The sequence below is a fragment of the Verrucomicrobiia bacterium genome (assembly GCA_036405135.1).
Lineage (GTDB): Bacteria > Verrucomicrobiota > Verrucomicrobiia > Limisphaerales > JAEYXS01 > JAEYXS01.
In genome coordinates this window covers 25,321-40,526 of record DASWYF010000040.1, presented here as the reverse complement: position 1 = coordinate 40,526, position 15,206 = coordinate 25,321, and the positions used below count along the sequence as shown (strand labels likewise).

General features: G+C 54.0%; 12 protein-coding genes. 7 read left to right on the top strand and 5 right to left on the bottom strand.

The window, feature by feature from the left end; all coding sequences use genetic code 11:
- Positions 1-33: 33 nt before the first annotated feature.
- The 3 genes from VGH19_19430 to VGH19_19420 all read right to left on the bottom strand — a co-directional run bounded on the left by VGH19_19430 (position 34) and on the right by VGH19_19420 (position 4,170).
- Positions 34-1,518, bottom strand: coding sequence for a sulfatase (locus tag VGH19_19430; GenBank protein HEY1173546.1), 1,485 nt, complete (start codon positions 1,516-1,518; stop codon positions 34-36).
- 14 nt (positions 1,519-1,532) lie between these two features.
- A complete protein-coding gene (locus VGH19_19425) occupies positions 1,533-3,575 on the bottom strand; it encodes a dienelactone hydrolase family protein (protein ID HEY1173545.1) in 2,043 nt (680 codons plus the stop codon).
- Between the two features lie 193 nt (positions 3,576-3,768).
- Positions 3,769-4,170 carry a hypothetical protein gene (locus VGH19_19420; protein ID HEY1173544.1) on the bottom strand — a complete coding sequence of 134 codons (402 nt, stop codon included), beginning with the start codon at positions 4,168-4,170 and terminating at the stop codon, positions 3,769-3,771.
- A gap of 187 nt (positions 4,171-4,357) precedes the next feature.
- On the opposite strand from VGH19_19420, the gene lptD reads away from it, so the two are divergent.
- The 7 genes from lptD to VGH19_19385 all read left to right on the top strand — a co-directional run bounded on the left by lptD (position 4,358) and on the right by VGH19_19385 (position 13,820).
- On the top strand, positions 4,358-6,547 hold the full coding sequence (gene lptD, locus VGH19_19415; protein ID HEY1173543.1) for an LPS assembly protein LptD: 2,190 nt from the start codon (positions 4,358-4,360) through the stop codon (positions 6,545-6,547).
- Positions 6,548-7,811: 1,264 nt separating this feature from the next.
- Positions 7,812-9,206: a right-handed parallel beta-helix repeat-containing protein gene (locus VGH19_19410; GenBank protein HEY1173542.1), complete on the top strand. Its 1,395-nt coding sequence runs from the start codon at positions 7,812-7,814 to the stop codon at positions 9,204-9,206.
- A 57-nt stretch (positions 9,207-9,263) separates the two neighbouring features.
- On the top strand, positions 9,264-10,532 hold the full coding sequence (locus VGH19_19405; GenBank protein ID HEY1173541.1) for an ABC transporter permease: 1,269 nt from the start codon (positions 9,264-9,266) through the stop codon (positions 10,530-10,532).
- The gene (locus VGH19_19400; GenBank protein HEY1173540.1) at positions 10,525-11,217 is read left to right on the top strand and encodes an ABC transporter ATP-binding protein; all 693 of its coding nucleotides are present in this window, start codon (positions 10,525-10,527) and stop codon (positions 11,215-11,217) included. Before VGH19_19405 ends, VGH19_19400 begins: the two co-directional genes overlap by 8 nt.
- 90 nt (positions 11,218-11,307) lie before the next feature.
- Complete coding sequence (gene ilvE, locus VGH19_19395; protein ID HEY1173539.1) at positions 11,308-12,183, top strand: branched-chain-amino-acid transaminase; 876 nt, start codon at positions 11,308-11,310, stop codon at positions 12,181-12,183.
- Positions 12,184-12,225: 42 nt separating this feature from the next.
- A complete protein-coding gene (locus tag VGH19_19390; GenBank protein ID HEY1173538.1) occupies positions 12,226-12,699 on the top strand; it encodes a UvrB/UvrC motif-containing protein in 474 nt (157 codons plus the stop codon).
- Complete coding sequence (locus VGH19_19385; protein HEY1173537.1) at positions 12,696-13,820, top strand: protein arginine kinase; 1,125 nt, start codon at positions 12,696-12,698, stop codon at positions 13,818-13,820. The genes VGH19_19390 and VGH19_19385 overlap by 4 nt, the downstream gene beginning before the upstream one ends.
- Here the strand turns inward: VGH19_19385 and VGH19_19380 are convergent.
- Positions 13,817-14,377, bottom strand: a complete 561-nt coding sequence (locus tag VGH19_19380) for a DUF3267 domain-containing protein (GenBank protein HEY1173536.1) — start codon at positions 14,375-14,377, stop codon at positions 13,817-13,819. The genes VGH19_19385 and VGH19_19380 overlap by 4 nt on opposite strands.
- Entirely contained in the window at positions 14,374-15,201 is an 828-nt protein-coding gene (locus VGH19_19375) for an amidohydrolase family protein (protein ID HEY1173535.1), read from the bottom strand. The genes VGH19_19380 and VGH19_19375 overlap by 4 nt, the downstream gene beginning before the upstream one ends.
- Between the last annotated feature and the right edge of the window lie 5 nt (positions 15,202-15,206).

Sequence of the window (15,206 nt, the reverse complement as noted above, 5' to 3'; positions counted from 1 at the left end):
GTTGCGTGGCTTGGGGACAAGCGGGAGGAGAAGTTATTTCAAAGTGTCTTTGCCGGGACGGGGGCGGACCCGGTTGGGTAATGGCAATCCTGTCTCGCGATCGAATTCATCCGGTGAACGTTTTGCGGGCATGACATCGTTCGTTTCTTTGGTCCATGCATTCAAGGCGCTGCGATGTTGTCGCAACTTGCTAGTGTAACGAGGGTCGGAGGCGAGATTGCGCAGTTCATTTGGATCGTTCGTCAGATCATAGAACTCTTCGGCTGCCCTTGGTGTGAAGCAGGTCATTTTGTCTGAGGTCAGAAAACCTTTGTCGCGCAATCGCTGCATCGCTTGATAGGTCAAGCTGCGGACGCCGTCAGCGGGTGGTGTGTTCGGCAATTCTGGATAGTCATTGCGGATATACTTAAATCTCTCGGAACGCACAGCACGGGCGCGATCCGCGTAGTCATGCCAATTATCTTCCGCATAGATGAACTCGCGGAATCGGGTGTTGGGTATTTTCAGTAAAGCGCTGAAATCTTTGCCTTGGACAGTTTCTCCAGGTTTAACACCTGCCAGCGCAAGGAAAGTTGGGGCGATGTCCACGCTGCTCACCAATCGTTCGCAGGTGTTACCGGGCTTCACTCCATTGGGCCAGCGGATGAGCCATGGGGTTTTGATTCCGCCATCGTAGAGAGTCGTCTTGTCACGTGGGAAGGGACGGCCGTTGTCGGAAAGGAACAGGATGAGTGTATTGTCTGCCACGCCTTGACGGTCCAATTCTGCGAGCACTTGTCCGACAAATCCATCCAACCGGGTGATCTCGTCGTAATACTGAGTGAAGTCTTTTCTCACTTCGGCCACATCTGGCAGATAGGGCGGCACGATGACATCTTCAGGGCGGTAAGGCTTGTCTGAGATGTTCTCTTCATAGTCACGATGAGGGTCGAGTGCGGCCAGCCAGAGAAAGAAAGGTTTTTCTTTCGGGCGGGCTTGCAAGGTGGGCACCCAATCTGCGCAGCCGCTTTGGTCGCCTTTGGCTTTGATGACTGTAGCAGATTTGGCGCTCGCGCCAGTTGGCAATTGAAAGCCTGAAGGGTCTGCTTCCTTGACCAGATCGAAGCGCTCTTTCATCGCCGATCCCAAATGCCATTTGCCAGCGGCGGCAGTCCAGTAACCTGCTTTCCGCAACTCCTCAACAAACGTGATCTGTTCCTTCGGCACAGACCAATGCAACTCCTCCGCATCTGTGTTATGAGGGTAACGACCGGTGAGCATGCTGGCCCGGCTCGGGCTGCATGAGGCGGCCGTGACGAATCCGCGTGTGAATTTCATCCCTTCACGTGCCAGGCGATCGAGATTTGGTGTGCGAATGGTCGGATGACCGTAGCAGCCGACATCATTCCACGCCAAGTCATCAGCGATGATCAATACCAAGTTAGGACGTGATGCTTTCTCAGTCTGGGCTGCTTGCGCCGTTATTATTCCGGCACAAATTCCCCACAGGAGCAGAGTCCATCTTGATACCAAGCGCATCGGCATCCTCCCAATTATTGTTCGGAAATCCATGTCAGCAGTGCCAAGTCATCGAAGCGGTTGCGCTCGATGCGCAGTGATTTTGCACCGGGGCCGTAGACGAGTTCGGTGGTCTTGGTGTTGAACTGGCCGCCGGTGTTGTGGATGAGGACGGGATTGGGGGCGGCGAGGGCGATGATGCCATCGAGACCGCCGAGGCGTTGCAGATTGGGGGAGAAGAGGTCGTCGGCGAGCAGCAGGTGTTCATTCTGGGAGTTGAAGGATTGGGCATCGAGCACGACGGCATCTGCGGCGGGAGCGGCCATCATGGCCCAGAGGCCGGCGCGATCCAGTCCGCAGAGGGTCACTTTTTTTCCGAGGGAACGCGCATAGGCGATGGTGGTCACGAGGTCTTGGGCGCGTTCTTGAGCATCTGTCCGGTTGTAGGTGGTGAAGAAGTTGGTGAAGTAATTGCGTTTCTCGGCGAGGTCACGCTGATAGAGGCCGCCAGTTTGAAACAGTTCGGGAATCACCACGGTGAAGCCGCGTTGCAACAGGGCTGCTGCCAAGCCACTTGGGCGGCCTTGGGTGTCCGCGAGATTGCGTGGGCCATTGGGAGAGGCGAGCACAGCGACCTTGCCACTGGCTTTGGTATGGGGTGTGAAGACAAGAACGGGAACGCGATCGCCTTCGCCACTGCGACCGATGAGCATCTTTTTACCGAGGCCGGGGGCGTGGCCTTCTTCACTCACGATGTCCTTGGTGTCGCAGAGGTCCAATTGCAGGCTGTGTTTCCAGACCGGTTCGTAGGCTTTCTGATACACGCCTGATTTTCCGCCTGCATAGTTGGCGAGAGTGGTCTTGGCGATCTCTCGCAACTCTTCGAGGAAGTTCACATAGCTCAGGGCATTGGTTGGTCCTTTGCCTTCTGCCCAGAGGAGCAGGTCATTGGTGCCGAGTTTCTGGTAAGGTTTCTCGATGTAGGAATTCGTGTCTGGTTTCTTTAGCAGGTGTTGGCCGAGCCAGGGGTAAACGGCCTGGCGGCTGGTGAGGTTGTAGTTGTGAGGGTAATCGAAGATGACGTAGCGGATGGACTTGTCCGCACTGAGCAGTTTGTAAACGGATTCGACGGCGGGGCCTTCTACCTCCATCGTTTTCTTGGTCCAGTCACCGGTGGCGGCGACGAGTAGTTGCGGACGTGGAGCGGCACTGGCAGCAATCTCCATGTTGGAATAATCCACGCGCAGGCCGGGAGCATTCTCGCAGGTGCAGCCGCCTTGCATGGAGTGAGAGACCATCACGCAGGGGGCGGAGACTTTCACGCGGTCATCCACGGCGGTGAGCATGAACGTCTGGGTGCCGCCGCCGGATTCACCGGTGCAACCGATTCGCTTAGGATCGACATCAGGCAAGGCGCTGAGGAAGTCCACGACGCGGATGCTGTTCCAGAGTTGCAAGCCCATCATGCTGATGCCCCAGAGCTGATCCTCGGGCTTCATGCCATAGACGCGATGCTTGCCCATGTCGCCCTTGGCGGTGCTGAACTGCATGGTGTCGCAATACCCGACCATGTCGTAGGCAAAAGCGACCATGCCCATCCGCGCCTGCGTGATGCATCGTGCCTGGATGCTGCCGAGTTCCTCGTCAGCCAGGCGTCCTTGTGTCCAATGACCGTGAGGATTTAGCACGGCGGGGAAAGGGCCTTTTCCTTGGTTCAACGGTCGAAAAAGATTTCCAGCGAGAAAGAAGCCCGGATACGTCTCGATGCTGACCTTTTCGAGGATGTAGCCATCCATCTCGCGGCTGTCGGTGACTTTGGCGTTCAGCGGCGTTTTCGGGGGCAGGGGATAGAGTCCGCAGCTGACGAGAATATGGGTACGGATCTCGGCTGATTCTTTCTGCCAGTCGGCACGGGACTTCACATCGATGAAGGTGCGGAGCGTGTTCAGGGTTTTGGGTGCCTGATACCTTTGATCTTTTTCTGCCAACTGGGCGGAGGCAGTGAAAGAACTGATGCCGAGCAATGTGCTGGTCGTAAGTGCTACCAGCCCGCCGAAACGGAACACGCTATGGGTCATGCCGGGAGGGTAATGCAAATATGGGCGGTGGCAATGTTACATCAGCGGTTTATGCAATTGGGGAGCATCTTGAGGCACGGGTCACGACAGAGCAGAAGAAGAGCTAAAAGAGCAAAAGGGGGCACCCTTCACCCCTCCGAGGGGCGAGAGAGATGCGGTGTTATCTTACTAACAGTTTTGACGCTGCGCGCATTCAAATCAAACCTCCATACATCATCATCAGCCAAAGAAGTATGCTTATGACGACCACTCCTAAAGCAACTAGAGGCATGAATGCAGCGCAGCGGTTGCAGATTCCTTGATAATCGCCTGGTTCAGATGTTGCGCGTTTCCAAGTTCCTGAGGGATCTCGTAACCAGGGTACAATACCTATGATTGCGATTCCGATCATCGAACAGACCAATATCTGGATTTTGAAAATCTCGAGTTTTTCCGGGATCAAGTCTGGAGCTAAGTTGTCTGTAATCCAAAAGCCCAACATCAGGCCGAAAAATGTCTTAACCGCGAAGCGTTGAAGTTGTCCGTTCAGCCGATAGAGGTCGCGAGTGGATTTGAACTGATCCAACTCATCAAGACGGTTTTTATCCAAGGACATATCCTGTCTCTTTCCAAAGGTATTACGAGTGCATGGGGAGACTGCTCTCATATTTTGCTCGCTCCATCCCGGCTACACTTAAAGTGCCTTTCACGACATTTCCGGTCAACCGGCAAAAGGCAGGTCTTTTTGTCCCGGTAAATGCCCTTGGCATCAGGCCGCAGTTTTGTTTAGCCTCCCGGCCTGAATGAGAAAGCTCCTGTGGCTGGTTTTGACGGTTTTGGCATTGGGCATGGTCCAAGTGGGCTATGCCGCTGAATCCGCCACGACTAATTGGGAATTTGAATCACTGACGGACAAAGGCGAGTTCAGCTATGATCTCGCCAACGGCATCGCGTCCACCGAAAAGGGCGGACGGGTGAAACGTGGGCCTACGATCCTCACGGCCAACCGTCTTTCCCTCAATCAGAAAACCGGGTGGGCTACGGCTGAGGGGGCAGTGGTGCTGGAGCATGAAGGTGCCATGTGGCGTGGTGAGAAGCTGGAATACAACTTCCTCACCAAGCAGTTGAAGGCGGAGGAATTTCGCACAGGTTACAATCCGTTTTACGCGAGCGGATTCTCTCTCGCAGGTGATGGCACGAATGAAGTTTACACGGCCTACTACGGAACGCTGACCACAGACGACGTCGAAGATCCGGGATACAAGATCAAGGCCAAGTCGCTCACGATCGTTCCGGGCAAATATATCGAGGCGAAAAGCGCGACAGTTTATCTCGGAGACGTGCCGGTGTTTTACTGGCCGTACTACAAACGGCATCTGGACCGGCATCCGAACAACATCGTGCTCACTCCGGGTTACCGCAGTCTCTATGGTCCGTACATGCTGACGACTTACAACTGGTATGGTAACACGAATCTGGATGGTTCAGTCCACGTCGATTATCGCCAGAAACGCGGCGTGGGTGGCGGACCTGATTTCAAGTATAACCTCGGCAAGTTCGGTATCGGTGAATTCAAATATTACGCGACCCGTGACGAGGATGCCCGCCTCAATGCCATCAACCAGCCGCTGAGCGATTTCCGCGACCGCATCTCTTTCAATCATCAGCTCAACCTGCGGACCAATTTCTTTGCCCAGGCGAGTGTCCGTTATCAGAGCGATGAGTTCATGATCCGCGATTTCTTCGAGGAAGAATACGAGAAGAACATCCAGCCGATCACGTTCCTGGAGACGGGTTACTTCTGGCGTAACTTCAGCCTCAGCGCTTATGCCCAGCCGCAGGTGAATGATTTCTTTGATACGGTCGAGCGCCTGCCGGAGATCAAACTGGCGGGAATGCGCCAGCAACTTGGCGATCTGCCTTTGTATTATGAGACGGAGAGCACGGCGGGATATTACCGCCGTCAGTTCGGACATAATCTCTTCAACGAGTTCCAGGCCTCCCGCGCGGACACGTATCACCAAATCACCCTGCCGCAGACTTATTTCGGCTGGTTGAATTTCACGCCTCGTGCGGGCGGTCGCTTCACCCACTATAGCGAGACGGATGGTTTTGGTTCTACTTTGGAAGAGGAGAACCGTGGCGTGTTCAATACGGGGGCGGAGGTGTCCTTCAAAGTTTCCCGCTTGTGGAAGGAATCGCAGAACAAGTTTTTCCAAGTGGATGGTTTGCGTCACATCATGGAGCCATCGATCAACTATGTGTACGTGCCCACGCCTAATGCCGAACCGCGTGAGCTTCCGCAGTTCGACTATCTGCAACCGAGCTTTGAACTGACGCCGATCGATTTCCCGGATTTCAATTCTGTGGATTCAATCGATGCGCAAAATGTTTTCCGCTTTGGCTGGCGGAACAAACTGCAGACCAAGCGCGAAGGACAATTGGAGAATCTCGTGAACTGGGCGCTGTATACCGACTGGCGTTTGAATCCGCGCAACGGGCAGGGGACGTTTGCCGATCTGTTTTCTGACTTGGATCTCAAGCCGCGCAACTGGCTGGTGTTAAATTCTGAATTGCGCTACTCGCTGGATAACGGCTGGTTCCGGCAGGCGTATCACACGGCGACGTTCAAGCCCGGCAGCCGCTGGAGTTTGAGCTTGGGGCACCGCTACTTGCGTGATGATCCGGTTTTGTTCGGGCCGAACAGTGGTCACAATCTGCTGAGCAGCGTGCTCTACTATCGTTTGAACGAGAACTGGGCGGCGCGTATCTCGCATCATTTCGAGGCGCGTGATGGCCAGCTCGAAGAGCAATATTACACGCTGTATCGCGATATGCGGAGCTGGACGACGGCGCTCACGTTCCGGGTGCGCCAAGGCCGCTTCGGGCAGGAGGATGATTATACGATCGCGGTCACGTTCTCGCTAAAGGCATTTCCTCGGTTTGGTCTGGGCAGTGATGATGTGTCGCCTTCTTATCTGATCGGTGGTTGATAAAGAGAATAAGTGCCCAGTTTTCAGTGTTCAGCTTTCAGCGCGAACGGTGCAAAGTTTTAACTTAGTTTAAAACCGGAGAATTGCTGGCCGGGTAAAAACGGGGAAAAGAGGGAAATGTTTGATTGGATTTTCCTCTTATTGAACGGGTTGGGAGAAATGTCGCTGTGGGATAATAGATTTCGGTGGTTTGAGTGGTTGGGGTGGTGGATAGTGGGATTGCTGACAACTCGTTGTTGGTAAAGGAAGGGCTTGAGGTAATTTTAAGTTCTCAGTTTTAAGTTTTGAATTGGGAACAAGGAAAGAGCCAAAAATCCCCGCTGAATGGTTCGATGGAATCGTTTTGGCAATTCCTTATGGAACCGTCAGGAAAGGGGCGAGGTGAGAAGTGGGAAGTGCGAAAAGCGCTTTTAGCTTCGAAGTCTCTGCTCTGAAGTTCGGTGGGGCAGTTGTGTGAAATAGTCAGGGCTCGTCGGGAGCCTCGCCCTACCATGTTTCAGGATCTGTGGGTGTATCGGGCGTGTGGATTGGGGCTCGTAAGCTGGAGGGGGAAAGGGACGCCGGTCGAGAATGGGACCGGGGAATCCTGAAGTCGGACTGAAGTTTAGTCTGACTATCGTACTCACTGCGGAACCAGCCGGGTTTCAAGCGCTCGCTGAATTTGAACTCTCAATCGTAGAGGGGGAGAAGTCGGTATGGCACAGGGGTCGGGTGGTTTCATTGCTCTTTGACATAGGTTCTCTGTTTAACCACAGATGGACACAGATAAACACAGATGGGAAAAGAGGTGTTAAGCGCCTCCTCTCCCTGACCCTCTCCTCCATTCCGAATGGAGGAGAGGGAAATGTGAGTCTTTGTTCGTTTTGATAGGTTAACGTGAAGTGGCTGGCGAGGGTTTCGATCTGATTGGTGTGGACTGGTGGCTACAGTGCCGCAGGACAGGATGCTATCGGGGAGTGTCACATTGATCGGATCGGGCGGGAAGGCGACTTCGGGGAATGAAGAATTAAGAAGAGTGAATGAAGAAATGGTGAGCCCGTGGTAGCCGGGGTCACTTTCGGACGTTGATTGGTCCGGGGTGAAACCGGCTAGCCGGGGCGCACCCTGACATTGTCATCAAGAGGGAGACGGGCAAGAGCCGCAGCGGCGACTGAAACTGCCGGCAGGATTCCGGCAGTACATGGGGATAGTGTCAGGATGCGTCCGGTTGATCTGCTGGCAGGTTGCACTTGGCATTCGATGTCGCGTGGCGCACATTTCGAGTGTGAGTCCCAAGACATCATCGTGGGCAGTGTTGTTCGTTTTTACGATTCATCTGTTCGGTTTCAATGCGGTCAAAGCCGCCGTCTATGAAGTGGGTCCCGGCAAAACCTTGGCCGATCCAGATGCGGTGCCGTGGGAATCCTTGATGCCCGGTGATATGGTGAAGATTTACTGGCGTCCAGAGCCGTATCGGAACAAGTGGGTGATCTGCCGTCAGGGGGAGAAAGACAAGCCAATCACGGTGCAAGGAGTGCCGAATGAATATGGCAAGTTGCCGATCATTGATGGTCGGAATGCCACGACGCGCAAGGATCTGAATTTCTGGAGTGAAGGCAGATCGGTCATCAAGATCGGTGGAGCGAACATACCTAAAGACACCACGCCGCAATATATCGTGGTTGAGAATCTAGAGATACGCAGCGCCCGTCCACCCTATGAATTCACCGGAAGGGAAGGTAAAGCCGTTTACGAGAAGAAGGCTTCGCCCATTTTCATTGAGAAGGGCGAATACATCACCATCCGCAACTGCACCATGCATGATAGCGGCAATGGGTTCTTCACCAGTCATCAGTGCAAGAATATCGTGCTCGAGAAAAGCTACATCTACTACAACGGTATCGAAGGCAGCATCTATGAGCACAACAGTTACACAGCGGCGCAAGGTCTGACATTTCAATTCAATCGATTTGGTCCGTTACGGGCGGGTTGCTTGGGGAACAATCTGAAAGACCGGTCGGCTGGATTGGTCGTAAGGCACAACTGGCTGGAGGGTGGCAATCGCCAATTGGATCTCGTGGATGCTTCAGATAGCGAAATTCTGCGCAATGATCCGGCATATCGTGAAACGTGGGTGTATGGAAACATTTTGATCGAGCGCGAAGGGGATGGAAACAGCCAGATCGTTCATTATGGTGGAGATAGCGGGAAGACGGCATGGTATCGGCAAGGCACGCTCCGCTTCTACAACAACACCGTGGTTTCCAGTCGCACAAGTCCCACGATGCTATTCCGTCTTTCCTCAGGCGAAGAGACAGTCGATTGCCGCAACAACATCGTGTATGTGGCCGGTAGCGGAAATAACCTGGCGATTTTGGATGGTAGGGGGACTGCGAAGTTGCAAAATTGCTGGTTCAAGACAGGGTGGGTTCCTGCGCGTGGGTTGCTGAAGGGCGACCTGAGCGGCCAGGAAACTTGCATGACCGGAAATAATCCGGGCTTTGCAAATCTCACACGGGAGAATTATCGATTGAAGGCTGGTTCACTTTTGCTGAAAGGGGGCGCAGCGTGGTCAAAGAGTGATCAGGTGCTGGCGCACGAGTATGTGCCTCATCAGCGAAGTCGAGAGCTTTCCACCAAAGAGCCGTTATTCTTGGGAGCTTTTGGTGATCCAGAATGATTGGATGGTTTGCGGATTTCTTTTTGCTTTTTTGCAACTGGCTACTAGGTTGCCCGCGTGTCACGACTGCCCTTTGAGTTAATGCTGGCGTTGCGCTACCTGCGTCCCAAGCGGACGTATGTGTCGGCGATCACGCTGCTTTCGACGATAGGCATCACGCTCGGTGTGGCCATCCTCATCATCGTCATCAGTGTGATGAGCGGGTTCGACAAGGAGTGGCACGAGAAGATCATCGGCTTCAGTGCGCATCTCAAGGTGTTCAAATATGAGGACACGATGGAAGATTGGGCGCTGGTGCGGAGCAAGGTGGAGAAGAATCCGCACATCGCCGGGGTCGCGCCTTTTGTGATGGGCAAGGTGATGATCCGGACGGAACGACAAAGCGGCAAGCAGGCCATTGATGCGCCTTATCTGCGGGGCATCGATCCGCAGATGGAGACTTCAGTCAGCGTGCTTTCCAACAGCATCGTGCGTGGAAGCTATGATTTTAGCGGGTACGGACTGGTGATCGGCATCGATCTCGCGCGCACCTTGCAATTGGATGTAGGTGACAGGCTGGCGGTCTACTCGCCGGTGGTTTTGCAGGATGCATTTGAAAAGAGGAAGGAAGGCGATGAGCTGCCCCTGCCGGAAGACTATGAGATCAAAGGGATTTTCGATGTGGGTTTTGCAGACTTCAACTCACAATTCATCGTCTCGTCTTTGGAGAATGCTCAGGACCTGTATGCACTGAAGGACAGCATCCATGGCCTGATGATCAAGTTGAAAGATCCACTCGATGCACGTGCTGCCCAGGATGAATTGATGGCTGAATTGGGTTCCAACTATGGCGTGGTGACATGGATGGAGGAGAACGAGACGCTTTTTTCTGCGTTAGTCGTAGAGAAGAACATGATCCGCTTCTTGCTGTTCTTCATCGTGATCGTCGCATCGTTCTGCATCACGTGTTCACTCATCACCTTTGTGGTGCAGAAGACTCATGAGATCGGCATCTTAAAAGCTTTGGGTGCTTCCAGAAGCCAGATCATGAGCCTGTTTCTGATTCAGAGCACTTTTGTGGGTGCGCTCGGTGTGGGGACCGGATTTGCACTCGGATTCACGGCTCTGCATTGGCGGAATGAATTCTTGGGGCTGATGAACAAGATCACGGGTTCAAACTTGTTAGATGCCGGTATCTATCAACTCTACAACTTGCCCGTGCTTATCATCCCGAGTGACTTGGTGATCATCGGTTTTGGTTCCTTGTTGATCTCTCTAGGGGCGGGGGTTATTCCGGCATACATCGCGGCAAGAATGAAACCTGTGGAGGCCTTGCGCCATGAGTAACGCCACGCCACAGCAGTTGCTCTCCGCCGTAAATGTGCGGAAGAGCTATCAGATCGGCAAACGGCAGATCGAGGTGTTGAAAGGCGTCTCGCTGACAGTTCAACGTGGCGAGTTCGTGGCGCTGCAAGGTGCTTCCGGCGCCGGTAAGAGCACGCTCTTGCATTTGCTGGGCGGGCTGGACCAGGCTGATGCAGGTGACATCCACTTTGAAAATCTAGAACTGACGAAGATGTCCGGCAGTTCGCTGGCGAATTTGCGGGGTAAGCGGATGGGATTCATTTTTCAATCTTACCATTTGCTCCCGGAGCTGGATGCGTTGGAGAATGTTTGCGTGCCGGGGCGGCTCATGCGCATGTCAGCCGATGAAGCAGAGAAGCGTGGTCGGGCCGTGTTGACACGAGTGGGGTTGGCGCATCGTTTGGATCATCGACCTACGGAGCTTTCCGGTGGCGAACAGCAGCGGGTGGCGATTGCGCGGGCTTTGATGAATCAACCCACGCTTCTGTTGGCGGATGAACCTACGGGCAATCTGGATTCTAAGACCGGCGGCGAGATCATGGATTTGCTCCGTGAATTGCAAAAAGAGCAGGGCACCACGATGGTCATCGCCACTCATGATGACAAAGTAGCCGAACGAGCGGAGCGTGTGGTGCGGTTGGTAGATGGTCAAATCGTTGTCCAATAGGAGATTGGCAACGGAGAGGGAGGGTTTTCTTTCTTCCAATTCCTGTTGCGCATCCATGAAAATTTCCCTTAACGTCAGTTCGTTTTTGACATGAAAATATATATCGACGGCAAGTACTACAGCGAGAAGAACGCGACTGTGTCCGTGTTTGATCACGGCCTGCTCTATGGCGATGGCATTTTCGAGGGCATCCGTGCCTATCATGGCCGCGTATTCAAGCTGAAGGAACACATTGACCGTCTGTATTATTCGGCCAAGGCCATCTTGCTGGACATCCCCATCTCTCACGCCGAGATGATGAAGGCCGTCGTGGATACCTGCCGCGCGAATAAGTTGCGTGATGGTTACATCCGCCTCGTGGTGACTCGTGGTCCGGGCGGTTTGGGGCTGAACCCGAAGCGTTGCAAGAAGCCGGTCATTATCATCATCGCGGATAAGATCCAGCTTTACCCGCCGGAGTTTTATCAGAAGGGCTTGGACATCATCACGGTGCCCACGACGCGTAATCTGCACAGCGCGGTGAACCCGGCGATCAAGTCCTTGAACTATCTGAACAACATCCTGGCCAAGATCGAAGCCAACAATGGCGGCGTGGAAGAGGCCATCATGTTGAATGCTGAGGGATATGTGGCAGAGTGTACAGGCGATAATATCTTCCTCGTGAAGGGGAACAATCTGCTGACGCCGCCGCTGTCCGCTGGCGCGCTCTACGGCATCACGCGTGGCGTGGTGATGGAATTGGCGAAGGAAATGGGCCTGACCGTGTCTGAGCCGAACCTGACGCGGTATGATGTATTCAACGCTGACGAGGTCTTCCTCACGGGCACTGGCGCGGAACTCATCCCGGTGGTGAAGGTGGATGGACGCGTGATCGGCGAAGGCACACCGGGACCTGTCACAAAGCAATTGGTGGAGCGCTACCATGCTTTGACGAAAGTGTCAGGTGAGCCCATATTCAAGAAGTAGCCGAATATGCTCTGTAACATCTGTAAGCAAAACGAAGCGACCGTGCATCTGACCCAGATCGTAGGGGACAAGATGCAGAAGGTGGACTTGTGCGAAGCCTGCTCGAAGGAAAAGGGTGTCAGTGACCCGAGCACCTTCTCGCTGGCCGACCTTCTTCTTGGCTTGGGCAGCGCTCAAGAACTGGAGCAGGCGGGCGGCGGTGCGGACATCAAGTGCCCGCAATGCGGCTTCACGCAAGCTGACTTCAAGAAGAACGGCCGTTTCGGTTGTGCAGATTGTTACCAGACCTTTGCTGAAGGGCTCGATAGCATGCTCAAGTCCATGCACAAGGGCGTGCAGCATAAGGGCAAGGTTCCGAAGGCGATCGCCCAGACACGCGATGTCTCCGAGAAGCTGAAGAAGATGCAGAAGGAACTTGATAAGGCTATCACCGAGGAAGACTTCGAGCGCGCAGCGCAGTTGCGTGACGAGATCAAAGAAACCAAGAAACGTCTGGAGCAATTGGAGTCCGTATGAGCCAAGACAGCATCCACCAGTTTCTCCTGCCGCTCACCGAAGCAAGCAAGCGCAAGGGGCCGAACGACAAGATCGTTGTATCGAGCCGTGTGCGACTGGCTCGTAATGTTCGTGGTCTCGCATTTCCCGGTTGGGCCAAGAAGCCTGAACGTGTGAAGGCATTGGAGACCATTCAGCCGGCAGTCGAAAGCCTGCCGCAGATGAAGAAACATTATGCGGCTTCCATGGATCAGCTCAGTTCGCTGGACAAGCAGATCCTCATGGAGCGGCATCTCATCAGCCGTGAACATGCGGCCAAGAATGCGGGCAGCGGTCTGGTGGTGAATAAGGAAGAGTCCGTGTGTGTGATGATCAATGAAGAGGATCACATGCGCATGCAGGCGTTGCGCCCCGGATTCCAGATCAAAGAAGCGTGGGAGGATATTGATCGTGCGGATTCATTCTTGGAGACGAAGCTGGATTATGCTTTCACGCCGAAGCTTGGTTACCTTACGGCCTGCCCGACGAATCTCGGCACGGGCATTCGCGTAAGTGCCATGTTGCATCTGCCGGGCCTCGTGCTCGCGGATCAGATCAATCAGATCATCCAGGCGGTCAGCAAGTTGGGCTTGGCGGTTCGCGGTCTGCACGGTGAAGGCACGAGTGCTGATGGTAACGTGTTCCAAGTGTCGAATCAGATGACGTTGGGACAATCCGAGCCGGAGATCGTGGAGCGTCTGACGAAGGTGCTTTTCCAGATCATCGAGCATGAGGAGAACGCCCGCACGAAGTTGATGGAAGACAAACCCAAGGTGGTGCTGAACCAGATCGGTCGCGCCTACGGCGTGCTGGCGAACTCTCACAGTATCTCCTCGAAAGAGACTATGAATCTTCTCTCGCTCATGCATCTGGGTGTGGATCTGCAGCTCTTTCCGAATCTGGAACGTCCGCTGGTCGATGAGCTTTTCATCATGACGCAGCCGGGGCATTTGCAGAGCTTGGTGACGGATAAGCCATCCACTGAGAAGTTAGGTGCGGAAGAGCGCGATGTGTTGCGTGCTGACATGTTGCGCGAACGCTTGGCCAAGGTGAGCCGGCCTGTCGCTCCTCCCGCACCGCCTGCCGATAGCAAGGCCGACTAAGCGGCCTGCGCTTTATCGCTTACGATCACATCGCAACCGGCTTCGTCTGGGCTATCCAGCACGAGGCTGTCCTGTTTCATACCGTTAAGCTTATGGAAGATCAGGAGATCACCCATGCAACCGGACAATGAAAAGGCTGTCAGTATCGCGGACCAAACAGCCGGATGATGGGAGAGAAACCAAACGAACAAAGGCACGGTGAGCAGCAATGGCATGATGAGCACCCGCCGATAAGTCCGCACCGAGACGGGTTCAAGGCAGTGGCAGTAGGGCATCAGGCAGTGCCAGAAGACGCCGAACTTAAAGGACTCAAGCTTGAGTTTGCCAAAGAACATTCCAGCCAGAGCGTGAACGGCTTCATGGATCAATACCAAGACGGGAATTCCCACCGCGAAGAACAAGATGTGAAACCAGCGGAACGGAATGTAATCCGCCTGATCCTTGGCTAACCAGATGGCGATGATGCTGCCTGTGACCAAGGTGCCAATGCTGGCTAAGTTGGCTTGAGCCAAGTCCAGGCGTACCGCAATCCGTTTTGATTGCGATACGGTTGTCATCGCGTCAGATAGAATTTTGCCGCATTGCCTCCGAACACCCTGGCTTGATTGGCTTCGCTTTCCCGGGAGAAATACTTCTGCGCCATGCTGTAAACTTGCGGATAAGAACCCGCAAGCAAGCAGACCGGCCAATCGGAACCATACATCAAGCGATTTGTTCCGAAAGCTTCTGCCACCACGTCCATATAGGGAACAAAGTGGTCATAGCGCCAGCCTTGCCACTTGGCTTCCGTGATCATGCCGGAGACTTTGCACATCAAGTTCGGTGCTTTCGCCAGTTCCTGTATCTGTTCACGCCATGGTGACAGGCTGCCGTCCTTGATGTGCGGCTTGGCGATGTGATCCAGCACGAAAGGTTGCTCGGGGAATTGTTGAGTCAGCTTGATAGCCGCAGGCAATTGTTTCGGATAGATGAGGATATCGTAGCGCAAGTTGAACTGCTTTAACTTGCTGAGGCCGCGAAGAAATTCCGGTCGCAGCATGAAATCATCATCCGGTTCATCCTGTACGACATGACGGACTCCAACGAATTTCGGATGCTTGGCAAATTGTGCGAGCTGTTCCTCAACTTTGTCTGAACGCAGATCCACCCAGCCAACGACACCTTTGATGACGGGAGACTGGTCAGCGAGCTCCAGCAACCAACGAGATTCTTCCAGCGTCTGACGTGCTTGCACGGCGATACAGCCATCGAGGTTGGCTTGCGCAAGCAGTGGTGCCAAATCGTTTGGTAAGAATGTGCGCTTAATTGGCCACGACGGCTGGATCCATGGATACTGCTCGCTGCTGTAGTTCCAAAAATGCTGATGGCTATCCAAACGCATAGACG

What these genes read in the sequence shown, in the direction of transcription:
- lptD (HEY1173543.1), top strand. Translation starts at nt 4,358, where the DNA reads ATGAGAAAGCTCCTGTGGCTGGTTTTGACGGTTTTGGCATTGGGCATG.
- VGH19_19375 (HEY1173535.1), bottom strand. Translation starts at nt 15,201, where the DNA reads ATGCGTTTGGATAGCCATCAGCATTTTTGGAACTACAGCAGCGAGCAG.
- VGH19_19425 (HEY1173545.1), bottom strand. Translation starts at nt 3,575, where the DNA reads ATGACCCATAGCGTGTTCCGTTTCGGCGGGCTGGTAGCACTTACGACC.
- VGH19_19385 (HEY1173537.1), top strand. Translation starts at nt 12,696, where the DNA reads ATGAGCCAAGACAGCATCCACCAGTTTCTCCTGCCGCTCACCGAAGCA.
- VGH19_19400 (HEY1173540.1), top strand. Translation starts at nt 10,525, where the DNA reads ATGAGTAACGCCACGCCACAGCAGTTGCTCTCCGCCGTAAATGTGCGG.
- VGH19_19420 (HEY1173544.1), bottom strand. Translation starts at nt 4,170, where the DNA reads ATGTCCTTGGATAAAAACCGTCTTGATGAGTTGGATCAGTTCAAATCC.
- VGH19_19430 (HEY1173546.1), bottom strand. Translation starts at nt 1,518, where the DNA reads ATGCGCTTGGTATCAAGATGGACTCTGCTCCTGTGGGGAATTTGTGCC.
- VGH19_19380 (HEY1173536.1), bottom strand. Translation starts at nt 14,377, where the DNA reads ATGACAACCGTATCGCAATCAAAACGGATTGCGGTACGCCTGGACTTG.
- ilvE (HEY1173539.1), top strand. Translation starts at nt 11,308, where the DNA reads ATGAAAATATATATCGACGGCAAGTACTACAGCGAGAAGAACGCGACT.